Here is a 26,082-nt window from a genome sequence, read left to right as displayed (position 1 = left end):
GGTTGGGTGAGTAAGTTAACAATAACGTTAATGTGATATGTATCAACATTTAAGAGCAATTAACCAACATACTAACGAGATTTGGGCCAGGCCAGTTGAACTAGGGGTAAATTTATAAGACTATTTCTTGATTGATTATTTCTACATAATTATCATTCTTGGTCTTTGAATAGTTTCAATGAATAATTTGGCGCAAGGTTTTGATGCAATTCACTTTTCGCCTGATTTTAAGCGACGTGTATTGACACAAATATCACCGTAAATTGCACGTTACGCAGTGCAATTTCGTTATGATTGAGGGCCTAACGTTACGTTAGGAAAGCACAGTACATAATGCTGAGGATGATTTCATTCTGGCCTCATTTAATTGTGAGTTAGATGGATTTACAAAGAGAAGAGCTTAAAGTATGCCAAAGCGTAGTAAAGAAGATACCGAAATCACTATCCAGAAGATCATGGATGCCGTTGTTGATCAATTGCTAAGACTTGGTTACGACAAAATGTCGTACACGACGTTGAGTCAGCAGACAGGTGTATCGCGTACAGGTATTAGCCACCATTTTCCTAAGAAAACGGACTTCACCGCAGCACTAGATGGTCGTATCTTTAAAATGTTTATCGAACATCTAGAGTTCGAAAAAGGTTTAGATGCGTTTTCACAGAGCTGGATTAAAGCTTTAGAAGACTCTGAATTCTTAGCGATTTTACGACTACTATTCCATCACATTGTTACGTCTGAAAGCGCTCACGAATTTGCAGCAAATGGCATTGATCGTCTGTACAAAATGGTAGAAAGCCAGTTTGGCTCAGGTGGAGATAAAGAACTGGAATGGTTGATTGGACGCTCGCTGATTCAAATGAGCAAATAATCGCAAATTACAAAAAGCCCCGCTAATTATTAGCGGGGCTTTTGCGTTTCTGAGGGGAAATTTAAACAAGTGAGTGACAGAGCCGGCTAGTGCTCGAAAGCGCTTCTTAAAGAGGCTCTGCGCCTCTTTAAGCTATGCCGCAGCGTGGACTTGAGGAAAGTCCAGAGTCGGATGTTTTGTCACGATAGAGCGATACCCATAAACTTGTTCAATACGTTCGGGCGTTAGGGCCTGCCAAGGGTTGCCATCGCATACAAGTTTGCCGTTATGGAGCAACACAAGTCGGTCTGCGTATTGTGAGGCTAAGTTCAAGTCATGCAATACGACAACCACCGCAGCGTTCTGCGCTTTTGCCGCCTCACGAGCAATTTTAAGCGTGTTGTGCTGGTGGGCGAGATCCAGTGCCGACGTCGGTTCGTCCAACATCAGAATCTTTTTGTCACCAGATTGATGCAGTTGCGTTAGCACTCGAGCCAAGTGCAAACGTTGCTTCTCTCCGCCTGAGAGGGCAGGGTACAAGCTTTCCGCTAAGTGCAGAACATCGGTTTTTTGCATGTAGTGCAGGGCAAGCTCAGTCGTTTCTTTGTTTGAAAGTGACAAAGGGATCGCGCCGAGTTCGACCACCTCTCGTGCCAAAAATGGAAAAGTGAGCGTGCTGTGCTGTGGCAGCATGGCGAGGTGCTTTGCTATCTCTTCAGGTTTCCAGGCTTCTTTAGGCTCGCCAAAATAGTCAATCTCGTTGTGTGATGGAACCTCACCACACAGAAGTTTAAGTAGTGTACTTTTCCCCGCGCCGTTTGGCCCCAATAACGCCGTCACTTCGCCGGCACGAATATCGATGCTGATGTCATCTAGTACTAGTCGATGGCCGTATTTCATTGAAATATTCCGGCCAGATAAAACCACGTGATTCATTACAGAATCTTCCCTCTTTGCTGGAACAGTAAGTAAATGAAAAATGGCGCACCAATGAGCGCAGTTACGATTCCGACAGGTAGTTCGGCTGGTGTTAATAACACTCGTGCGATCATGTCTGCACAGGTCAGCAATAAAGCCCCTAATAACGCCGAAATAGGTAACAGTGTGCGATGATCTGGGCCTGCTAGCATGCGTCCGAGATGTGGGATAACCAAACCGATAAAGCCGATTGCTCCGCAGATACTAACTGTGACACCAACGCCTACGGCGGAAAGCAGAATGAGCTGACGCTTCAATTTTTGTACCGGAACGCCCAAGTGGCTAGCTTCTGATTCACCAAGCAATAATGCGTTTAAAGACATGGATTTTTTGTTAAACCAGAAAAGTAGCACCGCGAGAGTCACAGAAGCTAAGCCAATGCCTGCCCAGTTTGCGCCCGCAAGCGAACCCATCGACCACAACGTTAAATCGCGCAGCATTTGGTCATCCGCAGAAAAGTTGAGAAAGCCGATCGCGGCACCTGAAAGTGCACTGATCGCCACGCCAGCGAGCAGCATGATCGTGACGGACGTACCAAACTTATTCGTACCGAGCCAGTACACCAGCACCGTTGTCAGAGCACCGCCCAGAAAAGCAAATAATGGCAACGCTGCTAAGTTCATGAGTTGAGGATGGTTTTGGCTAAACTCAGCAAAAACGACGATGGCAAAAGCGCCGCCCAACGCCGCACCAGCAGAAACCCCAATAATGCCGGGTTCTGCCAATGGGTTTCGGAAAAGCCCTTGCATGACTACACCACAAATGGCGAGTATTGCGCCGATGAACATACACAAAATCGTACGAGGCAGGCGAATCTCATTGATAACGAGTTGAATGTGCGGTGCCAGCTCTGAATGTGCGCCAATTAAGCCGCGCAGACTGTCTGTGAAACTGATGTTCATCGGGCCGACGGTTATAGAAGCGATGGCGATAAACGCTAAAAACCCAGACAGCGTAATCAGCGTGGTTGATAAAGGAATACGTCGTAACAGCATCGAAAATCTCTATGGGTAAAGCAAGGTATTGAGACGTTTAGCCTCTGACAGGCTTTTAAGTCCCAAACCGCCAACCAAAGCGTGTCCATCAATGGTGATGATGTTCTTTGTCTGGCCTGCTGGTGTTGCTGCAAGTAACGGCATCGCCTTTAAAATGGCGTCTGCACCGCCCATGGTCTCATAGCTGCGGCCACTAACTAAAATGACATCGGGTTGCATCTCTACCATCGCTTCGGTTGACAGTGGTTTATAAGAGGTCAGTTTTTTCGCCGCAGGATTATCACCGCCTGCTAACGCGATGATGGCGTCTGGCGTGGTATCCAAGCCTGCAACATTGGCTGGGCGACCTTCGTGAATAAGCAAAAACAGCACTTTCTTTTTAGCAGAAGGTGCAGGCTGATTCGCTTGCAAAGATTCGACTTGCGTTTTTACCTCTTGCTTCAAGTTTGCTGCTTGAGACTCACGGTTCATGATCGTTGCAATCTGGTCGATACGATGCAAAAGCCCGTTAACGTTGGCTTCTGTATTGACTATCTCGACATCCACACCTGCCGACTTTAGTTGATTTAAGGTGGTAGTTGGTCCCATCTCATCAGAGCCAATTAACTTGGTTGGGCTCAGTGCCAACAAGCCCTCTGCTGAAAGTCGGCGATGATACCCAACGTCGGGTAACTCCATGCCTTGCGGCAAAGTACTGGTTACATCAACGGCGACCAAGCTGTCTTTCGCATCGAGCGCAAGTAATAGTTCGGTAACGGCGCTGCCCGCACTGACGACGCGTTCTGAGGTCGGGGCGTTGTTGGCAAAAAGGTTCGTGCTTGCAAGTAACAGAGCGGCAGCAGTCAACGCAGTGCGCACTGGTGATAATGTGTTCTTCATGAAAATGTTCTCAGTTTTATGTTCTTGTTATGGCGACTCTTCAGTGAGCAATTGAGTCGCCTGAATTCCGTTTTCTTGCAAAAAGCCAAGAAGCTGAACAAGTGATTGAATATTGGCCGTTTTTTCTGCGCCAATCACAATAGGTTTATCGGTCGATTTACTCTCTTCTAACAGCGCGAGAGTGAAGTTTTCCCAATCAATGTACGTCTGTCCGTTGATCGCCCAATAAGGCTCATCCTTGAGGATATTAACGGTAATCGACTGCTTATCGACCTCTGCAACGGCCTGAGAGTCGGTGCTTGGCAGCGCGACATCTAATGAGTCGAGTTTGACTGCGGTGGTAAGCATCAAGAAAACCATCACAATAAAAATGATGTCTAACAGCGGTGTTAAATCTGGTGTTAAGCCGTTGCGGTTATTGTCCTGTGGTACTTTGATCATGAAGCTTTCGCCTCAGCCGTTTTGGTGACACTTGCCGTTGTTTTTTCTGGAGACACGTGCTGCAGGGAAATGCCTTCAAGCCACAAATTCACGTAGTTGAGAGTATGCTCAAGTTTGGCGAGTACGCGGTCAGCCCACAAACCGATGATTTGTGCGCCAGAAATAGCGGGTAGGGCGATGATCAAGCCTGCGGCCGTTGTGCGCATGGCTAAACCCAAGCCGTCGGCCAAATCGTTAGGTGTGATGTTCCCAGTTGAAACCGCAATGCCTTTAAACATCTCAATCAATCCCAATACTGTGCCGAGAAGACCAATTAGCGGGCTGATTACGCCGATCAACGTCAGAAGGCGAAGACCAGAATGCAGTTGATGACGCTTTTCTTGCAGCCACATGCCCGCCGCGTCTTCACGCAGCGATTTAGCGAATGAGTGGTGAGCCAATAGCATTGCTACACCGCGATAAAGCAAGGGACGCTTGCCCGACAACTCATCGGCCAGCGCTTCAATATCTCGGCTGTTGGTTGGGTCTAGACTAGCCAAATGTTGACGAATGGCACTTTTGCCAACGCCAAGACTGATGAATACTTGGAAGAGTCGTTCTGCAATGATCATGACGGTGAGTGCCGAGCAAATGATCAAAGGCCATGTCATAAGACCGAACTGAGTTTGTAATTCTTGTAGCTGTTCCATTATCCTTCCAACTTAAAACGAACTGGTATTTGTACTCGGTGAGCCACTTTTAGCCCGCCTAAAATATGTGGTGTAAATTGCCATTGTTTAATGGCTCGCAGTGCTGAGGCATCCAGCGACTCGGCGCCAGATGATTCAAGCAAAACATGTTTGATTTGGTTGCCATTTTCATCGAGCCATACCTCATACAAGGCTGCGCCTTCGATACCGCGTCTTTGTGCAGATCTTGGATAGCGGGGCTGCGTTGGTTGACTCACAAACGTTGGTTTGTCGACCAAAATAGGCTGAGATGTTGCCCCTTTGGATTGGCTCGCTGATGCAGTTTGCTGAGTAACCGTATCTTTCTTCACCGGTTCTATTTTTTTCTTCGGTTCGGCTTTGGGCTGAGTTTCTTGCTTGGCAACCGTTTTGGTTGGTTCCACTTTCTTAGGTTGCTTAATTGGCTCTGGCTTTTTCTCGACCACCTTTTTCTTCACCGCCTCTTTTTTGACAACCTGCTTCTTAACGATCTTCTTTTCAGGCTCAGGCTGCTTTTGAGGCTGTGGCTCTTTTGGTGGTTCCACATTCTCTGGTGTGGGCTTTTCGAGCGTTGGCGGTGGTGCAGATACAAGGTTGAGGCTTACCGAGCTTGCTGGGTTTCCAGCAGGCATTGCGAACACTTTGTTCTCTTGCGAGACAAAAAGAAGTGCGGCATGAATGACGAGAGAGGCGCCTCCTGCAATGACATATCTTTGTACGTTCACGGGTTATTCTCGGTAGTACTATGAAAACTTGAGGCGATTATTACTTACAATCGAAATAAGATCAATTATCAATTGCATTATCATTACGGTCAAATTATGATCCTTGCAGTTTTTTTGAGATTAGCCTCTATCCCTTATGTGGTGGGGTTTAAGTGAGTATATATGAGCGTCGATATTGATAAATTTGACGAATCAGTTCTGGGCAGCGATAGCCCTGACCCCCTGAGATTTGCTTTTGTGAAGAAGCACTCGGCTCATGCTGGCGGAGCGAGTGTGCCAGTACCTCCACCTCAACAAGCAGGGGTTTTGTCGAGCATTGCTTCTGACCAAAACGTGAGAAACAACAAGCGCTGTTTGTACATTCACGTACCGTTTTGCCGTGTTCGCTGCACTTTTTGTAACTTCTTTCAGAATGCGGCCAGTCGCAAACTTGTCGATGAGTACTTCGCTGCTTTAATGCAGGAATTGAAGGAGAAAGCAGCACTTCCTTGGACGCAAAGCGGCATCTTCCATGCGGTTTACATTGGTGGTGGAACGCCGACCGATCTTTCTCCCGAACAAGTTCGCGTGCTGGGGCAGGCCATTCATGATTATTTCCCTCTCGCGTCTGATTGCGAAATTACTTTAGAAGGGCGCATCAATCGTTTTTCCGATGAGTTGTATCAAGGTGCGTTAGATGGCGGCTTTAATCGCTTCTCTTTTGGTGTGCAGAGCTTCAACACTCAAGTTCGTCGCAGTGCAAAGCGTCTTGATGATAGAGAAGACGTACTTAAACGCGTTTCGGAACTGGCGAAGGAAGACAAAATCCCAGTCATCATCGACTTGTTGTACGGCTTGCCTTATCAAACCAAAGAAATACTTGAACAAGATCTTAACGATTTTATGTCGACAGGCGCGCATGGCTTGGATTTGTATCAGTTGGTCGTGGGTGGAACTGCGCCAATGCTCAATCTCGTTGAAAAAGGCAAGATCCCACCACCAGCGACGACGCCAGAGAAAGCGGGCATGTATGAGCTAGGTGTGAACTTTATGGCGAAGCACCACATGAAGCAGTTGAGCGTGAACCACTGGGCCGTCGATAACCGTGAGCGTAGCCTATACAACAGCTTAGCCAAGACGTACGCAGAAGTGTTACCGATTGGATGCGGTGCTGGTGGCAACATTGGCGGCTACGGGATGATGCTGCACCGTACTTTAGACACCTACATCAAAGCGGTGAATGAAGGGCAAAGTACGATTGCGATGATGATGAAGCACAGCCCATTAGAGCCATTATTTGCAGCGCTAAAATCCGGGTTTGACCGCGGCATTGTTCAGGCAAGTAAATTGCCGGTGTTTATGGGTAGCGATACGTTCGATTTTCTCATGCCGATGTTTAAAGTATGGCAAGACAAAGGCTTAGTTGAGCTTCAAGAGCGAAGCTTAGTGCTTACTTTAGCGGGCAGTTTTTGGGCCGTTTCGTTAGCGCAAGCCTGTATTCAGGTACTGACATCAGAGATGAACGAAAGCGTGCCAAAAGTATCCAATAATTAATGAAGACAAATTGAAGAAAAGATGGAAAACAAAATGGAATCAATCAAGCAACAGGTAGAAGTTCTATTGGAACAAGAACCTCAACTTCTGCCTGCCGCAATGGCAGAGCGTTTAGGTGTGACAGAATTTGATGTTGTCGCTGCACTGCCGCGAGAGATGGTTGCGATTGCTCCGGGCGAACAAGCGCAAACAATCCTTGAAAGCCTAGTTGGTTTTGGCCCAGTGACGACGATCGTACACTCCTTCGGCTCTATTTTCGAAGTGAAAGCGCCTTTTCCGAAAGGCAAAGTTGCGCGTGGTTATTACAATCTAATGGGGCGAGAAGGTGAGCTGCATGGTCACCTCAAATTGGATAACGTGAAAAATATCGCGCTGGTCAGTAAACCGTTTATGGGACGTGAAAGTCACTACTTTGGCTTTTTCTCTGAATGCGGCAGCAATATCTTCAAAGTGTACTTAGGGCGTGACGAAAAACGCGAACTTATTGCTGAGCAGGTAACGGCGTTTCGTGCCATGCAAGCTGAGCTAAATCAGTAACAAAGACAGCCAGTCGTCGCGGCTTTTACATTCAAGGGTGTGAGAAGTCGCGACCACGAACATACATAACCGAACTAGAATTCGGGACAAATAAATAGAAATAAAGTCAGGTATCAATATGGATCAACAAGTTAAACAAGAGCGTTTGCAAGGCCGTCTAGGGCCAGAGATAAAGGAATTTCGTCAGGAGCGCCGTACTTTACAGCTTGCAACGGTAGACAGCGAAGGCCGTCCGAACGTAAGTTACGCGCCTTATGTTCAGAATCAGGAAGGTTACTTCGTTTTGATCTCTCAGATTGCTCGCCATGCTCGAAATCTGCTAGAAAATCCAAACGTTTCACTGATGATGATCGAAGATGAAGATTCATCCAAACAGCTTTTCGCACGTAAGCGTTTGACGTTTGATGCGGTAGCAACGGTTGTTGAGCGTGATACTGAAATGTGGCAATTGGTCGTTGATCAGATGAAAGCGCGTTTCGGTGACATCATCGACGGTCTAAGTCAGCTTGAAGACTTTGTACTGTTCAACCTTAAAGCTGAGAAAGGTTTGTTCGTAAAAGGGTTCGGTCAAGCGTATCAAGTCTCAGGCGATGACTTGGTTGATTTTGTGCATCTACAAGAAGGCCACAAGAAAATCGAAAACGCCTAATGCGGACGTCGTTTTTATGATTACTAAGAGGGAGTTAGGTTATACTGGCTCCCTTTTTTACATTGGAACAACAGCATGAGACCTGTAAGCAAGGAATTGAGCGAGATCTGTTATCCCTTTATTTACGAAGACAGCCCTGTGTGCGATTTCGAGATCACCGCAGACGAGTTGTGCAGCCGGATTGGGTTGGTGCTGTCGATGGAATTGGACGACTTCAGTCGAGATATTCTCACGCGCCTTCAGCCTAATGTTTACCATCTCAATGGTTCGGTGCGTGGCAAGTTAGCGATTACAGAATCGGAAGTTGAAGAGCTTAAAGCAGACTATGAGGCCGTAAAAGCGCGCATAGACGGTGGTTTTAAAGGTTTCGTGCTGCCGGGAGGCCATGCTACGTCTAGTCAACTGCATTTGTGCCGCTGCCAAGCAAAGAAAACCGTTCGAGCACTCGTCGCGATAGAGCATGCTGGGAAAAAGCAACCAGCGCCGATTCTGTTCCGTTACGCCAACTTAATGGCCAATGTCATTTACAGTTTGGCTTCCTACATAAATCATGTTTACCAAGTGGAAGAAACTGAGTTTGTGTCTCGCAGCTACGCTATGCCAAAGAAGTAAACGCTGTAAACAAGTCGCTTTAGTACACGTGCCTTAAGCGTCGCAGTGTCATCAATAGTCAGCAATAAATCGTTGAAATGACGACAAAGTGATAACGATTTCGAGTGAACACAAAGCCACATATTATGTTCAGTTGAACGTTAAGAAGCCATGGCATTGGCTTCTAGCTCTTTTGCCCCGCGGAGCATAGCTTCGATGAGCTCACCAGCATTAAACTTTTCTAACGCTTCGTGAGCGCCAACTTGATGCGCTCTATCGACACAAATCTCACTCGACAGTGAAGTATGCAGAATGCGGTACGAGTGATTAAGAGCTGAGTCATTTTGCACTTCAAACGCTAACTCGTAACCATCCAATCCCGGCATTTCAATATCACTGACCAAAATATCTATTGGGCGATTTGCTTCTGCCTCATTTTTCATCAACTGCAGCGCATCTGAGCCATTTTTACAAATTTGATAGGAGATATTGATGCTATCTAGCGCGTCACTTAATTGCTTACGCGCAATCGACGAGTCATCCACCAACAAGATATTCAGTGCTTTGAGACGTTCACGCTCTACATCCGTCAGCATCGGGATATTCGCGTTTTCATACTGCGGATAAATTTTAGAAAGCAGCAGCTCGACATCGAGCATTTGAACTGTTTGATCGCCATAACGAGTGATACCCGTTACGAAGATGTTTTTTCCAGCACTTGCTGGTGGTGTTTCAATGGCTTTCCAATCACATTCGATGATCTTCTCTATGCTACGAACCATAAACGCAACCACAGTGCGTAAACAGTCGGTCACGATGAGGTAGCAGTTTTTGTATTCTTCTTGCGTAATTGGACGAAAGCCAACCGCAGCTGACATGTCGATAACAGGAACGGTGAGATCACGAATGGTCACCGTACCAATCACATGGTGATGGGAATACGGGATTTTTGTGGTTGGCATGTAGGGTACAATTTCACGAACTTTAAGTGTCCCTATTGCGAAGTTTTGTTGCAGGGTAAGCTTAAACATCAACATACCCTGAGATTGATTCGCCTTACTAACGACTTTTGCCATGAAATAACCTTATAAATGCCACCGATTTGTGTCTAATCATATCTTATAAAGCGACAGCTTCAACCGTATAGGAAGTAAATGTGAGCTTTTTAAGCAATCTCTTTATAAATCGAGGTCAATATTACCCGTGTTGCACAGGTTTTCATCACCTAGCCAAGTGTGTTTGGGGCAAGCCATGGCCTAAAATGGGTTAGGTGGAGAAATGTTTGGCGCAAACCAGTGTATTCGGTAAACTTGCGCCACCAGAATAGTGAGAGATAAACACATGGCAAACACAGCAGCCGCATTGCACATTCTTGTTAAGCACAAAGAACAAGCTGAAGACATCATCAAGCAACTGAAAAAAGGCGCTAAATTCCAAACACTAGCGAAAAAGTATTCAACTTGCCCGTCTGGCAAACGTGGTGGTGACCTCGGTGAGTTCCGTCGCGGTCAAATGGTGCCTCAATTCGACAAAGTTTGTTTTTCTGGTGAAGTGTTAACTCCGCACTTGGTCAAAACAAAATTTGGCTGGCATGTGGTCAAGGTTCTCTACAGAACATAGCCTCTACCCAGAGCTCATGAGCTGACTTTCGAGTTTCTTGAACGCCAGTACATACGAGCAGAAATCATGGTAAGCACGAATTGGCTTGCCATGATTCACTTATTCTTGCCCAAAATCATTCAGAGTCAGAAACTCTATTTAATTCCTTTCACACCATTATTTCTAATGGCTTCAAGCTGACTGCAAATAGACAACGTACCTCAATAGCAACCATTACGTTCCCCAAAAACTTAGTCTTTAACAAACATAAGTTGGAGCGACGACCGTTCTCCCTTTGGCTTACCTTGAGAAAACAACTCATACAAGATCAACGCACACTAACGCATTGTTAAGTTAATGTTTAATAAGTGAGAGTTTTGTTGCTCTTTTACTAATGTCTAATATTCCTACCGGTAGCAACACATGCTTAATAAGTGCAAATCAATAAAGGTGCTCGATAGCAGCTAGGGTGTGGTCTCGTATTGGTCGAAGGTTTGTGTACCTCGCGAAACTCTAGTTGAGATGGTTCAGCTTTGAAACGTAAAAAAGGATAACTCAATGTCTGACTCAAGTAAGACTTTTTACAGGGATGTGCGCAAGAAACCGCATGAATTTGAAAGCCGAGAAGACTTTCTAAACCATGATTTAACCGTCATGAGCTTTCGTCGCTGGGGTATTCATTTGCCATCGCGTGATTACAGTATTGAAATCGAAGATTGGGTACCAGCGTTAGCCGCCACCATAGGAAAAGTGGTTATGGTGACCGCCATGGTTGCGGCCTTTGCCGCTCAGTTCGGTTTATCTCCGGAGTTCGTTGCAGAAAACGTGCGTTACGAACTGCTTATTGCAGGTGCTCTGTTCGTTATCCTGTTTTCCGCCATCCTAAACCCGAACGCAAACTTGGCCGGTACTCATGGCCCAATGATACCGCTGATTCCTATGATTGCTGCCGCTGGCGGGCATCCTCTGGCTCTCGGTTTGATGGTCTGTGCGTTTGGCTTAATTCTCGCTTTTACTAAAGGCGGTTCAAAACTCATGACCCTGACTGGCATTGGGGTTAGAGGTGGGTTGCTGATCTACCTTGGCGCAGTGGGATTGATCGGACAAATCAATAAGACAGAAGCGTGGGCTGCAAGTACCGACAAAGGTTACATCTCGTTTGTGGTCATTGGTCTAACGGTTATGGTTTATGCCTACTTAGCCAAGATCAACAAACGTTGGTTGGCTATCCCACTGTGTTCTGCGCTAGCGGGTATTGTCGCTTACGCGATGGGCGCTGAGTTTGCTTTTACCACTGAGCCTGGCCTGCCTAATTTCAGTCCATTCTACTGGTGGGGTGAAAATACCGGCTGGCAACTAGGTTGGCCAACTTTGGAGCACTTTATTGCTGTTACGCCATTTGCTCTATTAGCCGTCGCTATGTGGTCTCCTGACTACCTTGGGCATCGAGTTTTTCAAGAACTTAACTACCCAAAAGAAGCGAAAGGCGTACTAATGGATGTCGACGATACGATGGTCGGCGCGTCTATTCGTCAGGGGGTTGGTTCACTATTAGGTGGCGGTAACTTAGCCTCTTCTTGGGGCACGTACATGATTCCAGCCGCAATTGCCAAACGTCCTATTCCTGGTGGCGCGCTGTTAACTGGCTTAATGTGTATTGCTGCCGCGGTAATTGGTTACCCAATGGATCTCGCGATGTGGGAGCCTGTTTTACGCGTTGCGTTGATTGTCGGTGTGTTCTTACCACTTCTTGAAGCGGGTATGCAGATGATCCATAAGCATAAAGATTCACTCAGTGCGGGTATCTGTATTTTTGCTTGTGCATTCGTTAACCCTGTGTTCGGCTGGGCAATAACTATGCTGTTGGATAACCTCGGACTTATCGGTGACCATGAGCGCGCTAACGAACTATCGGGTAAAGATAAATACCTGATCCCTGGCGTGGCCTTTATCATTTGCGCAGGTTCCCTTGCTGTCGTTGGTCAGCTTCCGGGTATTCCCGCTCTAATTAGCTAATAGACGCTTGTTCTAAAGGCATAGATGGTAACTATCTATGCCTTCTCTCGTTCCCACTCTACTCTTGTCCAAAGTCCATCAGATATTAGATAAGACTATTGGTTCACTTCTTTAGTGCTGAGTTAAACTCGATAAAAAGGGGGAAGCCAATTTTCACTTCAGCGCCCTAGTCATTTGGAAATGGTGACTTGAAGTTGATGTAACTGGTTTATGCCCCATTGTCATTTTCGCTCATAAAATCGCTTGCTCTTCTAGTTCCAAATTTTTCCCAATAAAATTCATCTGAAAGGAATGCAACTCACTTCGTAGTTGCTAATTAAAAATGATTAATTAGCAATTACCTGTCTGAGGGTATGCTGAAAATGATTTTGAGTCACTTCGGGACAAAAGAGTGACGCTTTGTGTCTACGTCACGGGCTGCTTGTTTGTGTTGCAGCTTCGGCTATTTAAGAAGTCGAGTTGAGTTTTGATCTCCTTCTCTAACTCACCGACATAGATTAATGATGTCTCGATATTAGCGTATTTTCCGCTTCTGCTTGCACTAAACCAATTGAATGACCCCACCGCCATATACCGATCATCAGCAAAAACGCTTTTACTATGGACACCATTTATCACATTGATAACGATACCAAGCTGTTCCAAGGTCGCGCAGCAATGTTGAAACGCTTTTACTTTATTAGTATCCGGGTGGTTTGCGACCGTGGTATTGAAATGTCTGTCGGTGTGTATGGTTATCTGGACACCTTTGTGCAGTGCTGTTTTTAGTAGTTCTAACTGACCAGTTGATTGCAGTTTGTCTAGCAGTAACCAAGGCGAGACGATATCTATTTTTCGTTGTACTTCCCTCAGCAGTTTTGATAAGAACGCATCGTGCTCTTCGGCATTGGTTAGCAGTTTCGGATGGCCGCATATTTGTAATAAATCGGGGCGTTGACCAACACTAAACTCAAGCTCATTTCGCTCGTCAGTGAAGAGATACTTGGCGAGTAATCCTCGTGGAGAAGATGATGGCGCAGCTTCAATGATATCCAAATCACCAAACACCAAGAATGCATCTTTGGCTCGAGAGACAGCGACGTTGAGCATTGACGGATCCATATCGATAAACCCGCCATCGTTGTGTCTGGTGTACACCTGGGAAAAAATAATGATTTTGCGTTCAGCACCTTGAAGAGAGTGAACGGTGCCAACGGTTAGTTGGTCATCCCCCTTGCCTGCTTTGATATCGAACTCACCACACGCGGTCTTGATCTGGTTCACTTGAGCTGAAAATGGAGTAATGATACCCACACACTTGGCCAGTGGCTCGCCGTAGTAATTCTCTATTTCAACCTTATTGGCATGTAGCCATGCAGCGATAGTTTCTGCTTCTAACTTATTGCGTCGGCTGCCGCTAAATGATTCCGCGATACCGTCGACGTGCAAATGACTGAAAGGAGAGTAGAGGCTATCTTCGGTCGCTTGTCCTCGCTTGGGGATCAGGATACCTTGATAGCAAAGGTCATTGCAGTATGAGATTAATTCATCGTAGCAGCGTCTATGTTCTTGCAAAAACATTCCAGGCTCAGCTTCCGGCATATAATGAAAGCGGCTTGCTTGTTGCGCTACATGCATCACACTGCCAGTCACTACACTTCGGCCTTCCTCTTGAATGACTGTGTATTCATCATCAGAGCTGATAACTTTATGCTGCTTTAAATTACCCCGGTCAATTGATGAGCACACATTTCTAATCGGCGGGATTTGGTAAATATCACCAATCACCAACGCTTTTTTGGCTAGTGAGAACGAGGCTGCGGCAACTTCTGGAGCTACTTGGCCTGCTTCATCAACGATCAAAAGGTCGATTTCATTAAGCAGATAGTCAGTTTCAAATTCATTATTTCCAACGTGAGACTGGTAAGTCATATGAGAAGGCAGAGAATGGAACGTTGATACAATGCAAGGAGTAAGCATCATTCGGCGTTGCCAGCGAGGACGAACTGTTTTCAAACCTGTTTTCCGGGCCTGCTTGTTCAACTCTTGACCCAAATCTCGGCAACTGAGCAGCCAGCATGCTTCCCAGTAATGGACCGCTAAGCGGAACATTCGAAAACGGGTCGTGATATCTAAAACCGAATCGATGTCAGTCAGTTGTGGAATAGTTTGCTCTGGAGAGTCTTCAGTAAAGTTATTGATAGAATTAAGCCAATTCAGTTGTGATTGCTCAAACTCTTGATACTGCTCTAGCCAAGATTGATACCGATTTTTTTGATCATCAAAATCGTCTTTTTTACTAGAAAATACTTGCTTGAGTAGGCTCTCAAATCGGTCTGATGACAGATTTTCAATTTGCTCTTCATCGTGCTCAATAAGGTTATACATGAAACTCCTGCGCTGGAGTTCAAGTTTATTCTTAATTGGCGGTAACCACTTAAACAGAGTTAACCATGTAGATTCATTGCCGAGGTAGCTTCGCCACGCAGTTAACTGTTCTTTGGCGTTATCTTTCAATGCTTGCGCATTAGAAACGGCTTGTTGTTGATCTGCCAATGTTTGTTGGGGATTGTTCCCCAGCCGAGAATGGATGTCATTTAGTTGGCGGTTGTAGTGATGCCAATTGTTTTGGATGTGATCTAACTGGTTTTGATGTTGGCGCAATTCGGCAAGGAGATACGCTTTAACTTGCGTTACATCAGCAAAATTCTGTTGTGGAAACGCCTGTTTTGCTCTATCCAAATAATGCGCTTGGGCTTGATCGAGAAAATCCAACTGCTCGACTTTTTCATAGAAATGCTTAGTTTGGTAACTTTTGGCTGCTTCCAATTCTCCATACGCCGATGGCAGGTAGCCACCATAGCTAAAAATGTCGGGCAACCATCGGCCTGATAGTTCGTCGTCGCCTTCATCGAAGTCTTTACCAAAGGCATCAATGATGTTGGTTACTGCTTGATTATTAGTCGATGCCGCAATGATTAGCGGCGGCTGACTCTCTTTTAGCGCAGATTCAATCCACAGTGATGCGACTACAGATAGAACAAACGTTGTTTTACCTGTGCCAGGAGGACCATTTACCGCAAGAATATCGCCTTCTTGCATGGCTAAGGTATGGGTCAAGGCATCGCATTGCGCTTTAGTTAGCGGGAATTGACTATTTGAGTGGCCAAAACGCGAATGCACTGTCTGAGATACTTCAATACATTCATCGTGGTTGGTTACTGTTTTTGCCGCGTAACTATCAAGCAGAGGCAAAGCTGTGCTTGAATTGCTCAGGTTATCGTACAGTTTTAAAATATGCCTTGAAGCTCCCAAGCACTCGCTGATTTTGTTGACTAAGCCACGACTTTCAATGTGTTCGTAGAACTGCTTGATTCGGTTTCTATCGCAGTAATCGGCAAATAGTTTTTGGGTGAGTCCGTAGTAGTTGTGCCAATCTTTTTGATGGTTCTGATACTGTTCTTCTTGTTCGAATTTGGCTGGAATACTTTCAGTAGACTGCGCTGGAATTTCATTTGTTGTTAGGAATTCATCGAGCTTATCGACGTCAGCGATAGTAAAGGTGTCATTTCCTTGAGGAGCAAGCAAATCACGAGGTATGAATGGCGTGGTGTTGGGAAATAGTAGTCCTTCACGATTGACCCATAAAGAGCAGACAATTGGTGTCAGTACACCAGGCATATTGCCGCTGTAATCTTTCCCATGAACTTTCCGAAGATAATAGGTGACCGGTCGATGATGAATTTGTACGGCGGTTAGGGTATCTGCTTCATTGCGAAACAGATCTTCTAGCAATGTAGAATCAGGTTTAAGCTTACCTTCTTTGAACTCGTCGGTTGTCGTTCGCACATAATTTTTCAGGTCTTGCTTTTTTAATGCACCTTTCGCGCTATCGGCATCCGCAAGAGAATTACGCCAATAGTGAATCCAGCCCTGATTATTCATACCCGGTCCTTGAAATTTTTGCGATAAGCATGTGATTTTAGTCGAATATCCCCTTGCCAAGGGAGTGTTTTTTGTTAGAACTTTGAACAATTTCTTACTTGTCGATCTTTTAGTCATTCGGATGATGACTATTCGAGCCGTCGAAGAATTGGGGCAGGGGTATTAAAGTCTATTTCTCCTAATGTTATATGAATTTAATGATTAATTATGTGAATGTTTGGCTGCTGGTGACTTATGCATGTATAAACAACTAAAATGTTGTTTTTATGCTGATGGACAACTTTTAAGTTGTATTGGTGGCTTCTGGAAGTTATCGCAAACATCGCACTTGTTGGGCAGGTCAAATCCAGAGCATTGCTGCGTGATTAGTGCGTGAGGTACACGTTTGTCTGTTCTTCACAGCTAAATCAGAACACTTTTGCATTTATATTCATCTTAGATTTAGGTAATTGATGAAACCGCAATAAAAAACTAATGTGCTTGGAGTAATCGTTAGCTGCAGACCTAACTGATTTCTGTCCAAAAATGCGTTTAGAACGCTCTTCTCTTCCAAAATTGATGTGGTGAAAGTGTTTTACGGACCAGAAACATTTTCTGGTTTTTCAAAGAAAATAGTTAGTCCTGCTCATTTTCTCACCGTTGCTATCGGTCTATTGCATGCCTTAGATATTTTCCTTATTGGTAAATTTATCATTAGACTTCTATTCTAAGTTAAAAGGTTTTGATGGGGGCTGAGCCGTACCCGCTGCCGTTTCATCTGGCAAATGGAGTTCCTCAGTCAAGGAAGGGACTTATCCAACACGGAGTATAGTGCCATGCATCATTCATTATCCTTGCCGATTTTATTGTTGTCGTCTGCGATTGTGCAGGCGGCAGTTCCAGAAAGCCTTGCTATACCGCAGGCTTACCTCGATAGTCATCCTCATCCCGTTCATACAACTCCACCTCCGGCTTATGCCGTGGATCGTATTCTCGTTAAATTCCGTCCCGGTGCAGCGGCGTCTGACGTAGGGGAGTTGATGCGTGAGAGCAGAGCCAAATCGCTCAAAGTCATTTCCGGCATTGATGTGCATGTCTTGCAAGTGCCTGTTGGAACAGTGGAAGCGCAGTTAACCCGTTTTAACCAGAACCCGAATGTGTTGTATGCAGAACCTGATATCAACCACATCGTTCAGTACGTTCCCAATGAAGGTCTCGGTGGAAGTATCTATGCTAGTGACTACTTTTCTGAGCAGTGGGCGCTCAATAATACTGGGCAAGTACATTCTACCGTGGTGAATGACCCACTATTTGGTCCGTATCTGGATGGGGCCTCTGGCTTGCCTGGTGCAGATATCAATGCTCCCGAAGCTTGGGATATGACGAAAGGTAGTTCTGCCGTCAAGATAGCAATTCTCGATTCCGGTATTGATTGTCGTATGGCAGGGGATAGCGTGAGTAGCATTGAGTTCGGGAACGGAAAATGTGTTGATCAGCAGAAATTTGTCACCGATTATCAAAGTGATACGTTAGAGGATGTGGTTGGACACGGCACCCATGTCGCAGGTATTGCGGCGGCTCAGACAGATAACGGTATTGGTATTGCTGGGGTCGGTTTTAACAGTTCTGTTGGCAACCTGAAGACGTGCTACGAATATCTGATTTATAGCTGCGACCCATTTTTTGGCTGCTTCCTTATCGCTGCGACGGGGGTATGCCCGCTATCTTCCTCCATTGATGCCATCACCTATGCTGCCGATAACGGCTACCACGTGATTAACATGAGTTATGGCTCGGATGAAATCGATGAAGAGGGCAATCCGGTTAGCTTAGTCGGTTATAGCCAAGCGGAAAATGACGCTGTTAACTACGCTTGGGGAAAAGGTGTGTTGCTGGTAAGCGCAGCTGGTAACGCAGGAGACCCAATGAAAAACTACCCTGCGGCTTACGACAACGTGATTGCCGTTGGTGCTACGGATGACGATGACAATCGTGCCAGTTTTTCTAGTTTCGGTAGCGATTGGGTGTCGCTAATGGCACCCGGTGACAGTATTCTCTCGACGATGCCAAATGAGCAGTGTGGCACCTTCGATTACGATAATGACGCCTGTCTGCATTGGCAGTCGGGTACATCCATGGCCAGCCCTCATGTTGCTGGCGCAGCTGCGTTACTTTGGGCATACAAATATGCAGATCAGTTATCCGATCCTGCAACTTGCCAAGATGCCTCTGGCGTACCTTGTAACCAGATGATTCGTATGATGTTGGAACAGGGAGCGGATCCAATAGGTGCTGATGGGCAAGATTTACAGAGCATCTCTCAATACGGACGACTTAATTTGGTGGGAGCTCTGACTGCGACACCTTCGGAACCGCCACCACCACCTCCTCTAGTCGTTAAGGCACCAGAAGCTCTTTCCATCTCGATCAACAATAGTATTGTTTCTCTCACTTGGAACTATTCGGGGGATCAAGGTGCCATTGCAGGCTTTAGAGTCGAACGCGAGAGTTGGAATGCAAAACGTAATCGATGGCAAAGCCTAAGCAGTTGGGATGTTCTCGACCCAACGGTCATGACGTTTGAAGATTCCAGCGCCAATGGCGAAGTGCATTATCGTGTTGGCACCATTCAGCAAAGCGATGGTTCTTTGTTCTGGAGTGGATGGAGCGATAACATCACGGTTGCGGGTTCTGGTGGTGGTAAGGGCGGCGGAAAAGGTGGAGGAAAGCCGAACAAATGATCGCCATGAAAAAGGCCCGAGAAGAGGGCCTTTTTGTGTTTTTAACTTTCTATGTTTTCCATATCGAACAGAGATAAATACGGCTCTGTGGCTAAAGATTTGCCACGAATTGTTTATTAAACTCAGCGTTTACTTTATCGCTTAGCTGTTCGTATTTTTCGCTCAACGCAATTTGCTGCGCTTGTAGATGAGTTGGGTTCTTAGCAAGATCAGAGGCATGAAGTTGGCCCATCTCCTCCATAAAGCCGCTAGTTAGCTGGCTGAAGATCGCGTCTTTACCGATAATAAAGCTCGCAAAATTCTCTTTCACGAATGCTTGTTCATTCGGGTTTAAGTTTTCTAAACCCAGACGTGCTTGGTTAGCAGAGGTTACATCATCAAACGTTGCGTTAGCTGGGTTCGTGCCTGGCTTCAGATAGGCGGCATCATTTTTAAAGTCATTGGCATTTTGAGTAAATGCGTTTTCAATCAACTTTTGAGAAAAGCTTCTGACTTCGAACGTTGACTGCACTGGCTTATGGTCGCTGACATTCTCAAAACCCTCTGTGATAACACTGGTTTGGTGGTTCTGTAAGTTGCCCGTTTTGTTGGTTAAACCAGTATTATCCAGCTCACCGAAGTCAGGGCGATCTCGGCCTTCTTTCTGCTTAATATTGCCAGTGTGCTTATCTAGCTGCATGTAAGTATGGCTATCGAGTGGTTTGAACTTAAAGCCATGTTTCGCTAAGTGCGTATTATCGTGGGCAATTGGGTCGTACAGCACATCAGAGCCTTCAGCAACGCGCTTCTCACGTTCATTGAGATCGCCAGTGATCAGAACTTCCTCATTTGGATTAATGCCTTCCATCAACTTGTTGCCTTCGAACTCACGTTTGACTTCTTTGTTGGAATCCAGGTGTGCAGAAATGACGTTTAAAGGTTGTCCATTGATCTCCAAAGCCGTTTTCACGCCGCCTTTATTACCCGTGATGCCCATGAAGAATTCCATGTTTCGGCCACCGATGCCGTGACGATATTCAGACTCTTTTTTCACGTTGATATCGACGCCATCTTTCGCAAAAACAGACATTGAAGTGTAGCTGACACCTTCACTAAGCCCTTTAGTCATGACTTTCATTTTGTTTTGGCTAAGCAGGTTCATGCCATCGAGTTCTAGGTCGTTAGCAAGCAATTTCGATTCTTGTTCGGCAAATAAGACCACATCATAGTCACCCTTTTGGATAAGGTTTTGGAAGTAGTTCTTCGTCTCTGCAGGCATCTTTTGGTTGGCTTGGTTGTACGTTAACGTCAGGACCTTAACGTTGCCGTTGTTCTCTTTTTTGTGCAGTTGTTGGTTCATCAAGTTCAGCTTTAAGTCGCTGTTTTTCGATGAATCTGTTTTGCTAAAAAAGCGATTAAAAAAGCTGCGATTTTCTTTTTGTTTGAGGCTAATTTCACCATCATTGCTTTTGGTAACGCTGTATTCTTTACCAAATACAGAGCCAAATTTAACGGTATCGCCTTCTTTCGCATTGGTTTTGATATTTTGAATATCTGCGAGGTCTAAATTACCTCGATGTTGACTATTAATTTGAATTGTCGACATAAAATAAACTCATTTCTAAACATGGTCGTTTTTAGCGGGATTAAATGAAAATCCCAGCAGGTAATTGTTCTGGAATTGCTTCTTCGTTATCGGTTTGTTCAATGAAGAGGTGCCACTGCTCAATTTTTTCTAGCAGTTGTTGGAATGTGTTTTGAACATAACTTTGAGGCTTATTAGCTAACGAAATAACCTTATAAACGGTCAGTCTGCGGCTGTCCGGCATTAAACCAACACCGAAACCACCTCGAAATGGTTCTAGCGCGTGTTCACCGATTGCAATTGCGATGGCTTCTGGCAGAGGTGTTGGCAACTCAACAGGGCTGGTCAACGACATGTGCAAATTGATGGTGGTTTCGTTCTTAAATATGGTTAAGAAAAGCGCTTCATCATGGTCATTTGTATTCGATGACAGTTCACATTGAAATAATCCGTTTGCATCGAAGTTCGCGTCGTTACCTAAAAAACTGATGCTTTCTTGGTAGATATCCATTGTTTTCCCCTCAATCTAAAAATTTATTATGGTTATTACTCATTTTGGGAAAGAGTATAAGAGTGAGGGTGTGGAAGGATATTGAGTATGGGCGTAAGTTTTTATTTTTATCGTATCAACACGGACCACAACTAGAGGGCGGCGACCTGTTTAGTTCGTCTGAGAGTGGTTTGTCTGAATAAAGTATTCATCTTTTATTCATGGCTCATGTGAAGAATAACCATGTCTTTTACGTGGAGAAAGAAGATGGACGCGAAAACGAACAATGCAATCTCAAAATCAATGATGTTTTTCCATTGGGTTATCGGGCTTGGAATGATTGCGGTACTCATTTCTGGTCTAGTTATGGATGATGAATCAAACAACTTACTTTTTAATGCTCACATGTCATTCGGACTTTTAGTCTTAGCCTTGAGCGTGCCTAGGTTAGTTGGGAGACTCATTGGAGGTATGCCAAAACCTATGACTGAAAGAAGTAAATTTGAGTCTATCGCGGCGGCTGTGGTTATGTACTCTCTTTTGGCCTTAACTGTGGTGTTGCCTTTGTCTGGTATCGCGGTTTCTGTAGGAGAAGGGTACGGCCTGAGCCTGTTTGGTTTTGAATTAGTGAGTTCTGGCAGAGAAATACACATGCTGAAAGAGCTGGGCGAGGGGATCCACGAGTTTAGTGGTGAAGCGTTGTTGCCATTCCTATTGGTTTTGCACCTTGGTGCCAGCTTTATGCATCACTTTATTAAGCAGGACGGAACGTTGCTGAGAATGTTGGGCAAAGCTTGATAAGACAAAACAAGAATGTGCTTCGAAAGTTTCTGAGCAACAAAATGGCAGGTAAGTGATACCTGCCATTTTAATATAAGCGAAAGGATGCCTAATTGTTACATTAGGCTTCGCTTTGGATGACATCAAAATCGGTCGGCGTTCATCACTTTGGTCCACGCGGCGACAAAGTCTTCAACGAATTTTCCTGCATTGTCATCTTGCGCATACAGCTCGGCATAGGCTCTGAGTATTGAGTTTGAACCGAAGACAAGATCGACGCGGGTCGCTGTCCATTTTACATCTTTAGAGCGACGGCTGCGGATTTCGTAAAGGTTTTCGCCAACGGGTTCCCACGTGTAGTTCATGTCGGTTAGGTTAATGAAAAAATCGTTGGTAAGTTGGCCGACTCGGTCTGTGAACACACCGTGTTTGCTACCGCCATGATTTGTGCCAAGAACGCGCATCCCTCCGACGAGCACCGTCATTTCAGCGGCAGTTAACCCCATCAACTGGGTGCGATCCAACAGCATTTCTTCCGGTGTTACAACGTAGTTTTGTTTGAGCCAGTTTCGATATCCATCGTGCAACGGTTCTAACACCTCGAAAGACTCAACATCCGTCATATCCTGTGTTGCGTCGCCACGTCCTGGAAGGAACGGCACAGTGACGTTAACACCCGCCGCGCTGGCGGCTTGCTCAATACCGACGTTACCTGCTAATACGATCACATCAGCGACGCTGGCTCCCGTATCTTTCGCGATGCTTTCCAACACCGGTAATACTCGGGCTAGCCGCTCTGGCTCGTTACCTTGCCAGTCTTTTTGTGGTGCTAAGCGAATACGAGCGCCGTTTGCGCCACCACGTTTGTCAGACTGACGGAACGTGCGTGCACTGTCCCAAGCGGTTGTGACCATGTCACTAACCGATAACCCACTGGCTGCGATTTTGGCTTTTACCGCGTCTACATCGTAGTTTGCATTGCCGTGAGGAACCGGATCTTGCCAGATGAGGTCTTCTTGCGGAACATCAGGGCCGATGTAGCGAGCCTTAGGCCCCATGTCTCTGTGCGTTAATTTAAACCAAGCCCGAGCAAAGGTGTCGGCGAAATAGGCCGGGTCGCTATGGAAGCGTTCTGAGATTTTGCGATACTCCGGATCGATCTTCATCGCCATATCGGCGTCTGTCATGATTGGGTTATGCCGAACGTTAGGGTTTTCAGGATCGACCGGTTTGTCTTCCTCTTTAATGTCGATAGGTTCCCATTGCCATGCGCCGGCTGGGCTTTTTTTCAGTTCCCAATCGTAATTTAACAGCAGATGAAAATAGCCGTTATCCCATTGCGTTGGCTGGCTTGTCCATGCGCCTTCAATCCCACTGGTGACCGCGTTGTTGCCTACGCCGCGGGTTGTCTTGTTTAACCAACCTAATCCTTGGTCGTGAATGTCGGCACCTTCTGGCTCTGGGCCTAAATTGGCTGCATCACCGTTACCATGCGCTTTACCTACGGTGTGGCCACCAGCGGTTAGGGCAACGGTTTCTTCATCATTCATTGCCATTCGAGCGAACGTAACTCGTACGTCGTGCGCGGTTTTGAGTGGATCCGGCTGTCCATCGACGCCTTCTGGGTTGACATAAATTAAGCCCATCATCACAGCGGCGAGTGGATTCTCTAAATCCCGTTCACCTGAATAGCGGCTGTTAGGGTTGTTGGTAGGTGCCAGCCATTCTTTTTCTGAGCCCCAATAAATGTCCTTTTCTGGGTGCCAGATGTCTTCGCGCCCGAATCCGAAGCCGAACGTTTTCAACCCCATGGATTCATAAGCCATCGTACCGGCATACGCAATGAGATCGGCCCAGCTCAGTTGGTTGCCATATTTTTTCTTAATCGGCCAAAGGATACGTCTTGCTTTGTCGAGATTAGCGTTATCTGGCCATGAATTTAGCGGGGCAAAACGTAAATTACCGGTGCCCGCACCGCCGCGACCATCTGCGATTCGATAAGTCCCTGCCGCATGCCATGACATACGAATCATCAAGCCGCCATAATGTCCCCAGTCAGCAGGCCACCATTCTTGGCTATCGGTCATTAGTGCGATGAGGTCTTGTTTGAGTGCAGAGAAATCGAGTTTTTTGACTTCTTCTTGGTAATCAAAATCACTCGGCATTGGATTCGTTTTAGCGTCGTGTTGATGCAAAATGTCTAGGTTGAGCGACTTCGGCCACCAGTTCTTTTCTGTTCTGTCATTGGTGGTCATGGAGCCATGCATTACGGGGCATTTGCCTGCGGAATGCGCATTTTGTTGTGTCATGTTAATTCTCCCATTCTTGCGTTTTGCGAGTGCTAGTCGTTACAGCTGGTGAACAAACACGGGCATCCGTTATTAATTACTGATGTTTTAATACAGAGCATTATCCTTAGGTTGTTTCGCTCGGCGTTATTTCTGCAGCGATCGTAACATCCATGCTGTTTTTTCATGGATGCGCATTCTGTCCGACACCAACGCCACGCTAGATTCGTCATCCGCTTGTTGGGCTAGCTTTAACACTTTACGCGCGGTCTTTACGACTTGTTCGTGATTGTGTGTGAGTATGTCGACCATTTCCGTCGCGCTTGGAACGCCTTCAACCTCTTCAATTACACTGAGTTTGGCGAACTCTTTAAACGTGCCGGGTGCGGGAACGTCCAGTGTGCGTATGCGCTCGGCAATCTCGTCTACAGCCGTCGCAAGTTCGGTGTAGTGTTCTTCGAACATGAGATGCAGTTCTCTGAAGTTCTGGCCTTCCACATTCCAGTGGAAGTTGTGCGTTTGCAGATAGAGCGTGTAAGAATCTGCCAAGAGCTGCTTCAAGCCCTCTGCGGTGCTTAATCGGTGCTCTCTATCAATGCCGATATCGATGTGCGTCATGCTAGCTTCCTCTCATTCCATCTGGTTTCACGACTTTTTATAAGCCGTCAGCAAACAACTAAAAAAAGTATTGGATAGATGTTCTGATTTGTAAAAATGATAAAAATGAATGTAACGTTCGGAAATTTTGATTACTGAATGGAAGGCGTTGTCTATAGCAAATATCAACGCCTACAAAGCACACAAAGCACACCGAGGTAACGGTATGCTGCTGGGTTTAAACGATTTTGATTTCGAGATTATTTGAGAGATTGCTTCGCGATACGGGAAAGCGCTTCGAGACTGGAAACGTCCACATAGTTTGGGCGAAACGCGAGGGCTATTCTGCGGTGAGGGCCGGGCTCATTTAAATGCACTGCCGATAATACTGGGTAGTGCGTGACGAGCTGTTCCAGTGCCATTTCCGGGATCAAGGTTGTGCCCATTCCACTCATTACCATTTGAATTAACGTGTTTAGGCTGGTGGCACGGTATTCCTGATTGGAGGTTTGTTCAGAGAGGCGGCAGGCATCCAAAATATGATCTTTGAGGCAGTGGCCTTCTTTAAGCAGCATGAGGTTGGTTTCTTGTAGTTCTTCGGACGTAATGCTGCTTTTGTCTGTGTGCATTTGCCCATCGAGCGCGACCCAGTAAAAGTCTTCTTGCCAAAACTCTAACGTTAACAAGCCGTCACAAGGGTAGGGGATGGCCAGCACGGCCGCGTCAATCTCACCGCTGTGAACCATGTCGACAAGGACATGCGACTGTTCTTCGACGATGTCTATTTTCGCGTTGGGGTACTGCTCTTTTAAGGTGAGTAACAACTTTGGCAGAAGATAAGGTGCAATGGTCGGGATCATGCCTATGGACAACGGAAAGCAAAAAGGTTCGCCGCAACTGTGGTCGAGGTGTGCCATGTCTTCCAGTTGAAGCATAATGTTGCTGGCTTTGTCTAAAACCTCACGACCAAGTGGCGTGACGAGCACTTTTTTATTGTCCCGCTCAAAAATCTTAATGCCTAGCTGACGCTCCAGTTCACTGACGCCTGTGCTCAACGTTGATTGGCGAACATGACACAAATCTGCTGCTTTACGAAAATGCAGCGTTTTTGAGACAGCCAAGGCATAAGATAATTGTTTTATCGATAGCATAGCGTTTATCCATCCGTTGAGTCTTCTCGCCGTTCAAACTTCTCGTTCTAATGATCAAGCTTAGAAGATG

General features: G+C 45.9%; 22 protein-coding genes. 9 read left to right on the top strand and 13 right to left on the bottom strand.

The features are described from left to right. Positions 1-407: 407 nt before the first annotated feature. Positions 408-869 carry a TetR/AcrR family transcriptional regulator gene (locus NL646_RS03900; protein ID WP_005481342.1) on the top strand — a complete coding sequence of 154 codons (462 nt, stop codon included), beginning with the start codon at positions 408-410 and terminating at the stop codon, positions 867-869. Positions 870-1,001: 132 nt separating this feature from the next. Here the strand turns inward: NL646_RS03900 and NL646_RS03895 are convergent, their stop codons facing one another. From NL646_RS03895 to NL646_RS03870, 6 genes are read right to left on the bottom strand one after another with little or no spacing between them, the layout of a single operon-like run. Then, complete coding sequence (locus tag NL646_RS03895) at positions 1,002-1,784, bottom strand: heme ABC transporter ATP-binding protein (protein ID WP_253663878.1); 783 nt, start codon at positions 1,782-1,784, stop codon at positions 1,002-1,004. After that, on the bottom strand, positions 1,784-2,821 hold the full coding sequence (locus tag NL646_RS03890) for an iron ABC transporter permease (RefSeq protein ID WP_140094460.1): 1,038 nt from the start codon (positions 2,819-2,821) through the stop codon (positions 1,784-1,786). The genes NL646_RS03895 and NL646_RS03890 overlap by 1 nt, the downstream gene beginning before the upstream one ends. Before the next feature lie 9 nt (positions 2,822-2,830). Next, positions 2,831-3,700: a hemin ABC transporter substrate-binding protein gene (locus tag NL646_RS03885; protein ID WP_025442966.1), complete on the bottom strand. Its 870-nt coding sequence runs from the start codon at positions 3,698-3,700 to the stop codon at positions 2,831-2,833. Between the two features lie 27 nt (positions 3,701-3,727). Beyond that, positions 3,728-4,141, bottom strand: coding sequence for a biopolymer transporter ExbD (locus NL646_RS03880; protein ID WP_047123294.1), 414 nt, complete (start codon positions 4,139-4,141; stop codon positions 3,728-3,730). Then, positions 4,138-4,830, bottom strand: a complete 693-nt coding sequence (locus tag NL646_RS03875) for a MotA/TolQ/ExbB proton channel family protein (RefSeq protein WP_025500715.1) — start codon at positions 4,828-4,830, stop codon at positions 4,138-4,140. Before NL646_RS03875 ends, NL646_RS03880 begins: the two co-directional genes overlap by 4 nt. Further along, a complete protein-coding gene (locus tag NL646_RS03870; protein WP_025517877.1) occupies positions 4,830-5,573 on the bottom strand; it encodes an energy transducer TonB in 744 nt (247 codons plus the stop codon). Before NL646_RS03870 ends, NL646_RS03875 begins: the two co-directional genes overlap by 1 nt. 162 nt (positions 5,574-5,735) lie before the next feature. Here NL646_RS03870 and hutW point away from each other — a divergent pair, with 162 nt between their 5' ends. The 4 genes from hutW to NL646_RS03850 all read left to right on the top strand — a co-directional run bounded on the left by hutW (position 5,736) and on the right by NL646_RS03850 (position 8,904). Further along, positions 5,736-7,106 carry a heme anaerobic degradation radical SAM methyltransferase ChuW/HutW gene (hutW, locus tag NL646_RS03865; RefSeq protein ID WP_031855327.1) on the top strand — a complete coding sequence of 457 codons (1,371 nt, stop codon included), beginning with the start codon at positions 5,736-5,738 and terminating at the stop codon, positions 7,104-7,106. A gap of 33 nt (positions 7,107-7,139) precedes the next feature. Beyond that, positions 7,140-7,643, top strand: a complete 504-nt coding sequence (gene hutX, locus NL646_RS03860) for a heme utilization cystosolic carrier protein HutX (RefSeq protein WP_253663877.1) — start codon at positions 7,140-7,142, stop codon at positions 7,641-7,643. A 118-nt stretch (positions 7,644-7,761) separates the two neighbouring features. Then, positions 7,762-8,292 carry a heme utilization protein HutZ gene (gene hutZ, locus NL646_RS03855; RefSeq protein ID WP_253663876.1) on the top strand — a complete coding sequence of 177 codons (531 nt, stop codon included), beginning with the start codon at positions 7,762-7,764 and terminating at the stop codon, positions 8,290-8,292. A gap of 75 nt (positions 8,293-8,367) precedes the next feature. Continuing rightward, entirely contained in the window at positions 8,368-8,904 is a 537-nt protein-coding gene (locus tag NL646_RS03850) for an ATP:cob(I)alamin adenosyltransferase (RefSeq protein WP_005488170.1), read from the top strand. A gap of 140 nt (positions 8,905-9,044) precedes the next feature. On the opposite strand, the gene NL646_RS03845 is transcribed toward NL646_RS03850, so the two are convergent. Beyond that, positions 9,045-9,959: a chemotaxis protein gene (locus tag NL646_RS03845; RefSeq protein WP_005457535.1), complete on the bottom strand. Its 915-nt coding sequence runs from the start codon at positions 9,957-9,959 to the stop codon at positions 9,045-9,047. A 250-nt stretch (positions 9,960-10,209) separates the two neighbouring features. Here NL646_RS03845 and ppiC point away from each other — a divergent pair, with 250 nt between their 5' ends. Both ppiC and NL646_RS03835 read left to right on the top strand, forming a co-directional pair. After that, positions 10,210-10,503, top strand: a complete 294-nt coding sequence (gene ppiC, locus NL646_RS03840) for a peptidylprolyl isomerase PpiC (RefSeq protein WP_079722410.1) — start codon at positions 10,210-10,212, stop codon at positions 10,501-10,503. 537 nt (positions 10,504-11,040) lie between these two features. Then, the gene (locus NL646_RS03835) at positions 11,041-12,498 is read left to right on the top strand and encodes a DUF3360 domain-containing protein (protein WP_253663875.1); all 1,458 of its coding nucleotides are present in this window, start codon (positions 11,041-11,043) and stop codon (positions 12,496-12,498) included. Positions 12,499-12,903: 405 nt separating this feature from the next. On the opposite strand, the gene NL646_RS03830 is transcribed toward NL646_RS03835, so the two are convergent. Further along, the gene (locus NL646_RS03830; protein ID WP_053300659.1) at positions 12,904-16,422 is read right to left on the bottom strand and encodes an AAA domain-containing protein; all 3,519 of its coding nucleotides are present in this window, start codon (positions 16,420-16,422) and stop codon (positions 12,904-12,906) included. Positions 16,423-17,237: 815 nt separating this feature from the next. Here NL646_RS03830 and NL646_RS03825 point away from each other — a divergent pair. Next, positions 17,238-19,142, top strand: coding sequence for a S8 family serine peptidase (locus NL646_RS03825; protein WP_253663874.1), 1,905 nt, complete (start codon positions 17,238-17,240; stop codon positions 19,140-19,142). Positions 19,143-19,233: 91 nt separating this feature from the next. Here the strand turns inward: NL646_RS03825 and NL646_RS03820 are convergent, their stop codons facing one another. Together NL646_RS03820 and ati1 are read right to left on the bottom strand one after the other, a co-directional pair. Next, complete coding sequence (locus NL646_RS03820) at positions 19,234-20,727, bottom strand: VPA0450 family T3SS effector inositol phosphatase (protein ID WP_086484214.1); 1,494 nt, start codon at positions 20,725-20,727, stop codon at positions 19,234-19,236. A gap of 40 nt (positions 20,728-20,767) precedes the next feature. After that, positions 20,768-21,217 carry an Ati1 family type III secretion system chaperone gene (gene ati1 / locus NL646_RS03815; protein ID WP_005457555.1) on the bottom strand — a complete coding sequence of 150 codons (450 nt, stop codon included), beginning with the start codon at positions 21,215-21,217 and terminating at the stop codon, positions 20,768-20,770. A gap of 246 nt (positions 21,218-21,463) precedes the next feature. Between ati1 and NL646_RS03810 the strand changes: the two genes are divergently transcribed. Next, positions 21,464-21,994 (top strand): cytochrome b, encoded by a 531-nt coding sequence (locus NL646_RS03810; protein WP_005479211.1) that lies wholly within the window; start codon positions 21,464-21,466, stop codon positions 21,992-21,994. 125 nt (positions 21,995-22,119) lie between these two features. Here NL646_RS03810 and katG read toward each other — a convergent pair whose 3' ends face one another. The 3 genes from katG to NL646_RS03795 all read right to left on the bottom strand — a co-directional run bounded on the left by katG (position 22,120) and on the right by NL646_RS03795 (position 26,012). Then, positions 22,120-24,285 carry a catalase/peroxidase HPI gene (gene katG, locus NL646_RS03805; protein WP_253663873.1) on the bottom strand — a complete coding sequence of 722 codons (2,166 nt, stop codon included), beginning with the start codon at positions 24,283-24,285 and terminating at the stop codon, positions 22,120-22,122. 126 nt (positions 24,286-24,411) lie between these two features. Further along, the gene (locus NL646_RS03800) at positions 24,412-24,882 is read right to left on the bottom strand and encodes a Dps family protein (RefSeq protein WP_069527160.1); all 471 of its coding nucleotides are present in this window, start codon (positions 24,880-24,882) and stop codon (positions 24,412-24,414) included. 239 nt (positions 24,883-25,121) lie between these two features. Further along, positions 25,122-26,012 (bottom strand): hydrogen peroxide-inducible genes activator, encoded by an 891-nt coding sequence (locus tag NL646_RS03795; RefSeq protein WP_017447896.1) that lies wholly within the window; start codon positions 26,010-26,012, stop codon positions 25,122-25,124. Positions 26,013-26,082: the final 70 nt, after the last annotated feature.

The organism is Vibrio sp. Y20_XG_PY13 (assembly GCF_024181925.1).
GTDB classification, from domain to species: domain Bacteria; phylum Pseudomonadota; class Gammaproteobacteria; order Enterobacterales; family Vibrionaceae; genus Vibrio; species Vibrio parahaemolyticus.
The sequence above is the reverse complement of the archived record's forward strand: the minus strand, read 5'-3'. Positions and strand labels throughout refer to the sequence as shown.

What these genes read in the sequence shown, in the direction of transcription:
- NL646_RS03880 (WP_047123294.1), bottom strand. Translation starts at nt 4,141, where the DNA reads ATGATCAAAGTACCACAGGACAATAACCGCAACGGCTTAACACCAGAT.
- NL646_RS03890 (WP_140094460.1), bottom strand. Translation starts at nt 2,821, where the DNA reads ATGCTGTTACGACGTATTCCTTTATCAACCACGCTGATTACGCTGTCT.
- NL646_RS03875 (WP_025500715.1), bottom strand. Translation starts at nt 4,830, where the DNA reads ATGGAACAGCTACAAGAATTACAAACTCAGTTCGGTCTTATGACATGG.
- hutZ (WP_253663876.1), top strand. Translation starts at nt 7,762, where the DNA reads ATGGATCAACAAGTTAAACAAGAGCGTTTGCAAGGCCGTCTAGGGCCA.
- NL646_RS03900 (WP_005481342.1), top strand. Translation starts at nt 408, where the DNA reads ATGCCAAAGCGTAGTAAAGAAGATACCGAAATCACTATCCAGAAGATC.
- NL646_RS03845 (WP_005457535.1), bottom strand. Translation starts at nt 9,959, where the DNA reads ATGGCAAAAGTCGTTAGTAAGGCGAATCAATCTCAGGGTATGTTGATG.
- NL646_RS03835 (WP_253663875.1), top strand. Translation starts at nt 11,041, where the DNA reads ATGTCTGACTCAAGTAAGACTTTTTACAGGGATGTGCGCAAGAAACCG.
- katG (WP_253663873.1), bottom strand. Translation starts at nt 24,285, where the DNA reads ATGACACAACAAAATGCGCATTCCGCAGGCAAATGCCCCGTAATGCAT.
- ati1 (WP_005457555.1), bottom strand. Translation starts at nt 21,217, where the DNA reads ATGGATATCTACCAAGAAAGCATCAGTTTTTTAGGTAACGACGCGAAC.
- NL646_RS03885 (WP_025442966.1), bottom strand. Translation starts at nt 3,700, where the DNA reads ATGAAGAACACATTATCACCAGTGCGCACTGCGTTGACTGCTGCCGCT.
- NL646_RS03825 (WP_253663874.1), top strand. Translation starts at nt 17,238, where the DNA reads ATGCATCATTCATTATCCTTGCCGATTTTATTGTTGTCGTCTGCGATT.
- NL646_RS03810 (WP_005479211.1), top strand. Translation starts at nt 21,464, where the DNA reads ATGGACGCGAAAACGAACAATGCAATCTCAAAATCAATGATGTTTTTC.
- hutX (WP_253663877.1), top strand. Translation starts at nt 7,140, where the DNA reads ATGGAATCAATCAAGCAACAGGTAGAAGTTCTATTGGAACAAGAACCT.
- NL646_RS03830 (WP_053300659.1), bottom strand. Translation starts at nt 16,422, where the DNA reads ATGAATAATCAGGGCTGGATTCACTATTGGCGTAATTCTCTTGCGGAT.
- NL646_RS03800 (WP_069527160.1), bottom strand. Translation starts at nt 24,882, where the DNA reads ATGACGCACATCGATATCGGCATTGATAGAGAGCACCGATTAAGCACC.
- NL646_RS03850 (WP_005488170.1), top strand. Translation starts at nt 8,368, where the DNA reads ATGAGACCTGTAAGCAAGGAATTGAGCGAGATCTGTTATCCCTTTATT.
- NL646_RS03820 (WP_086484214.1), bottom strand. Translation starts at nt 20,727, where the DNA reads ATGTCGACAATTCAAATTAATAGTCAACATCGAGGTAATTTAGACCTC.
- NL646_RS03895 (WP_253663878.1), bottom strand. Translation starts at nt 1,784, where the DNA reads ATGAATCACGTGGTTTTATCTGGCCGGAATATTTCAATGAAATACGGC.
- hutW (WP_031855327.1), top strand. Translation starts at nt 5,736, where the DNA reads ATGAGCGTCGATATTGATAAATTTGACGAATCAGTTCTGGGCAGCGAT.
- NL646_RS03795 (WP_017447896.1), bottom strand. Translation starts at nt 26,012, where the DNA reads ATGCTATCGATAAAACAATTATCTTATGCCTTGGCTGTCTCAAAAACG.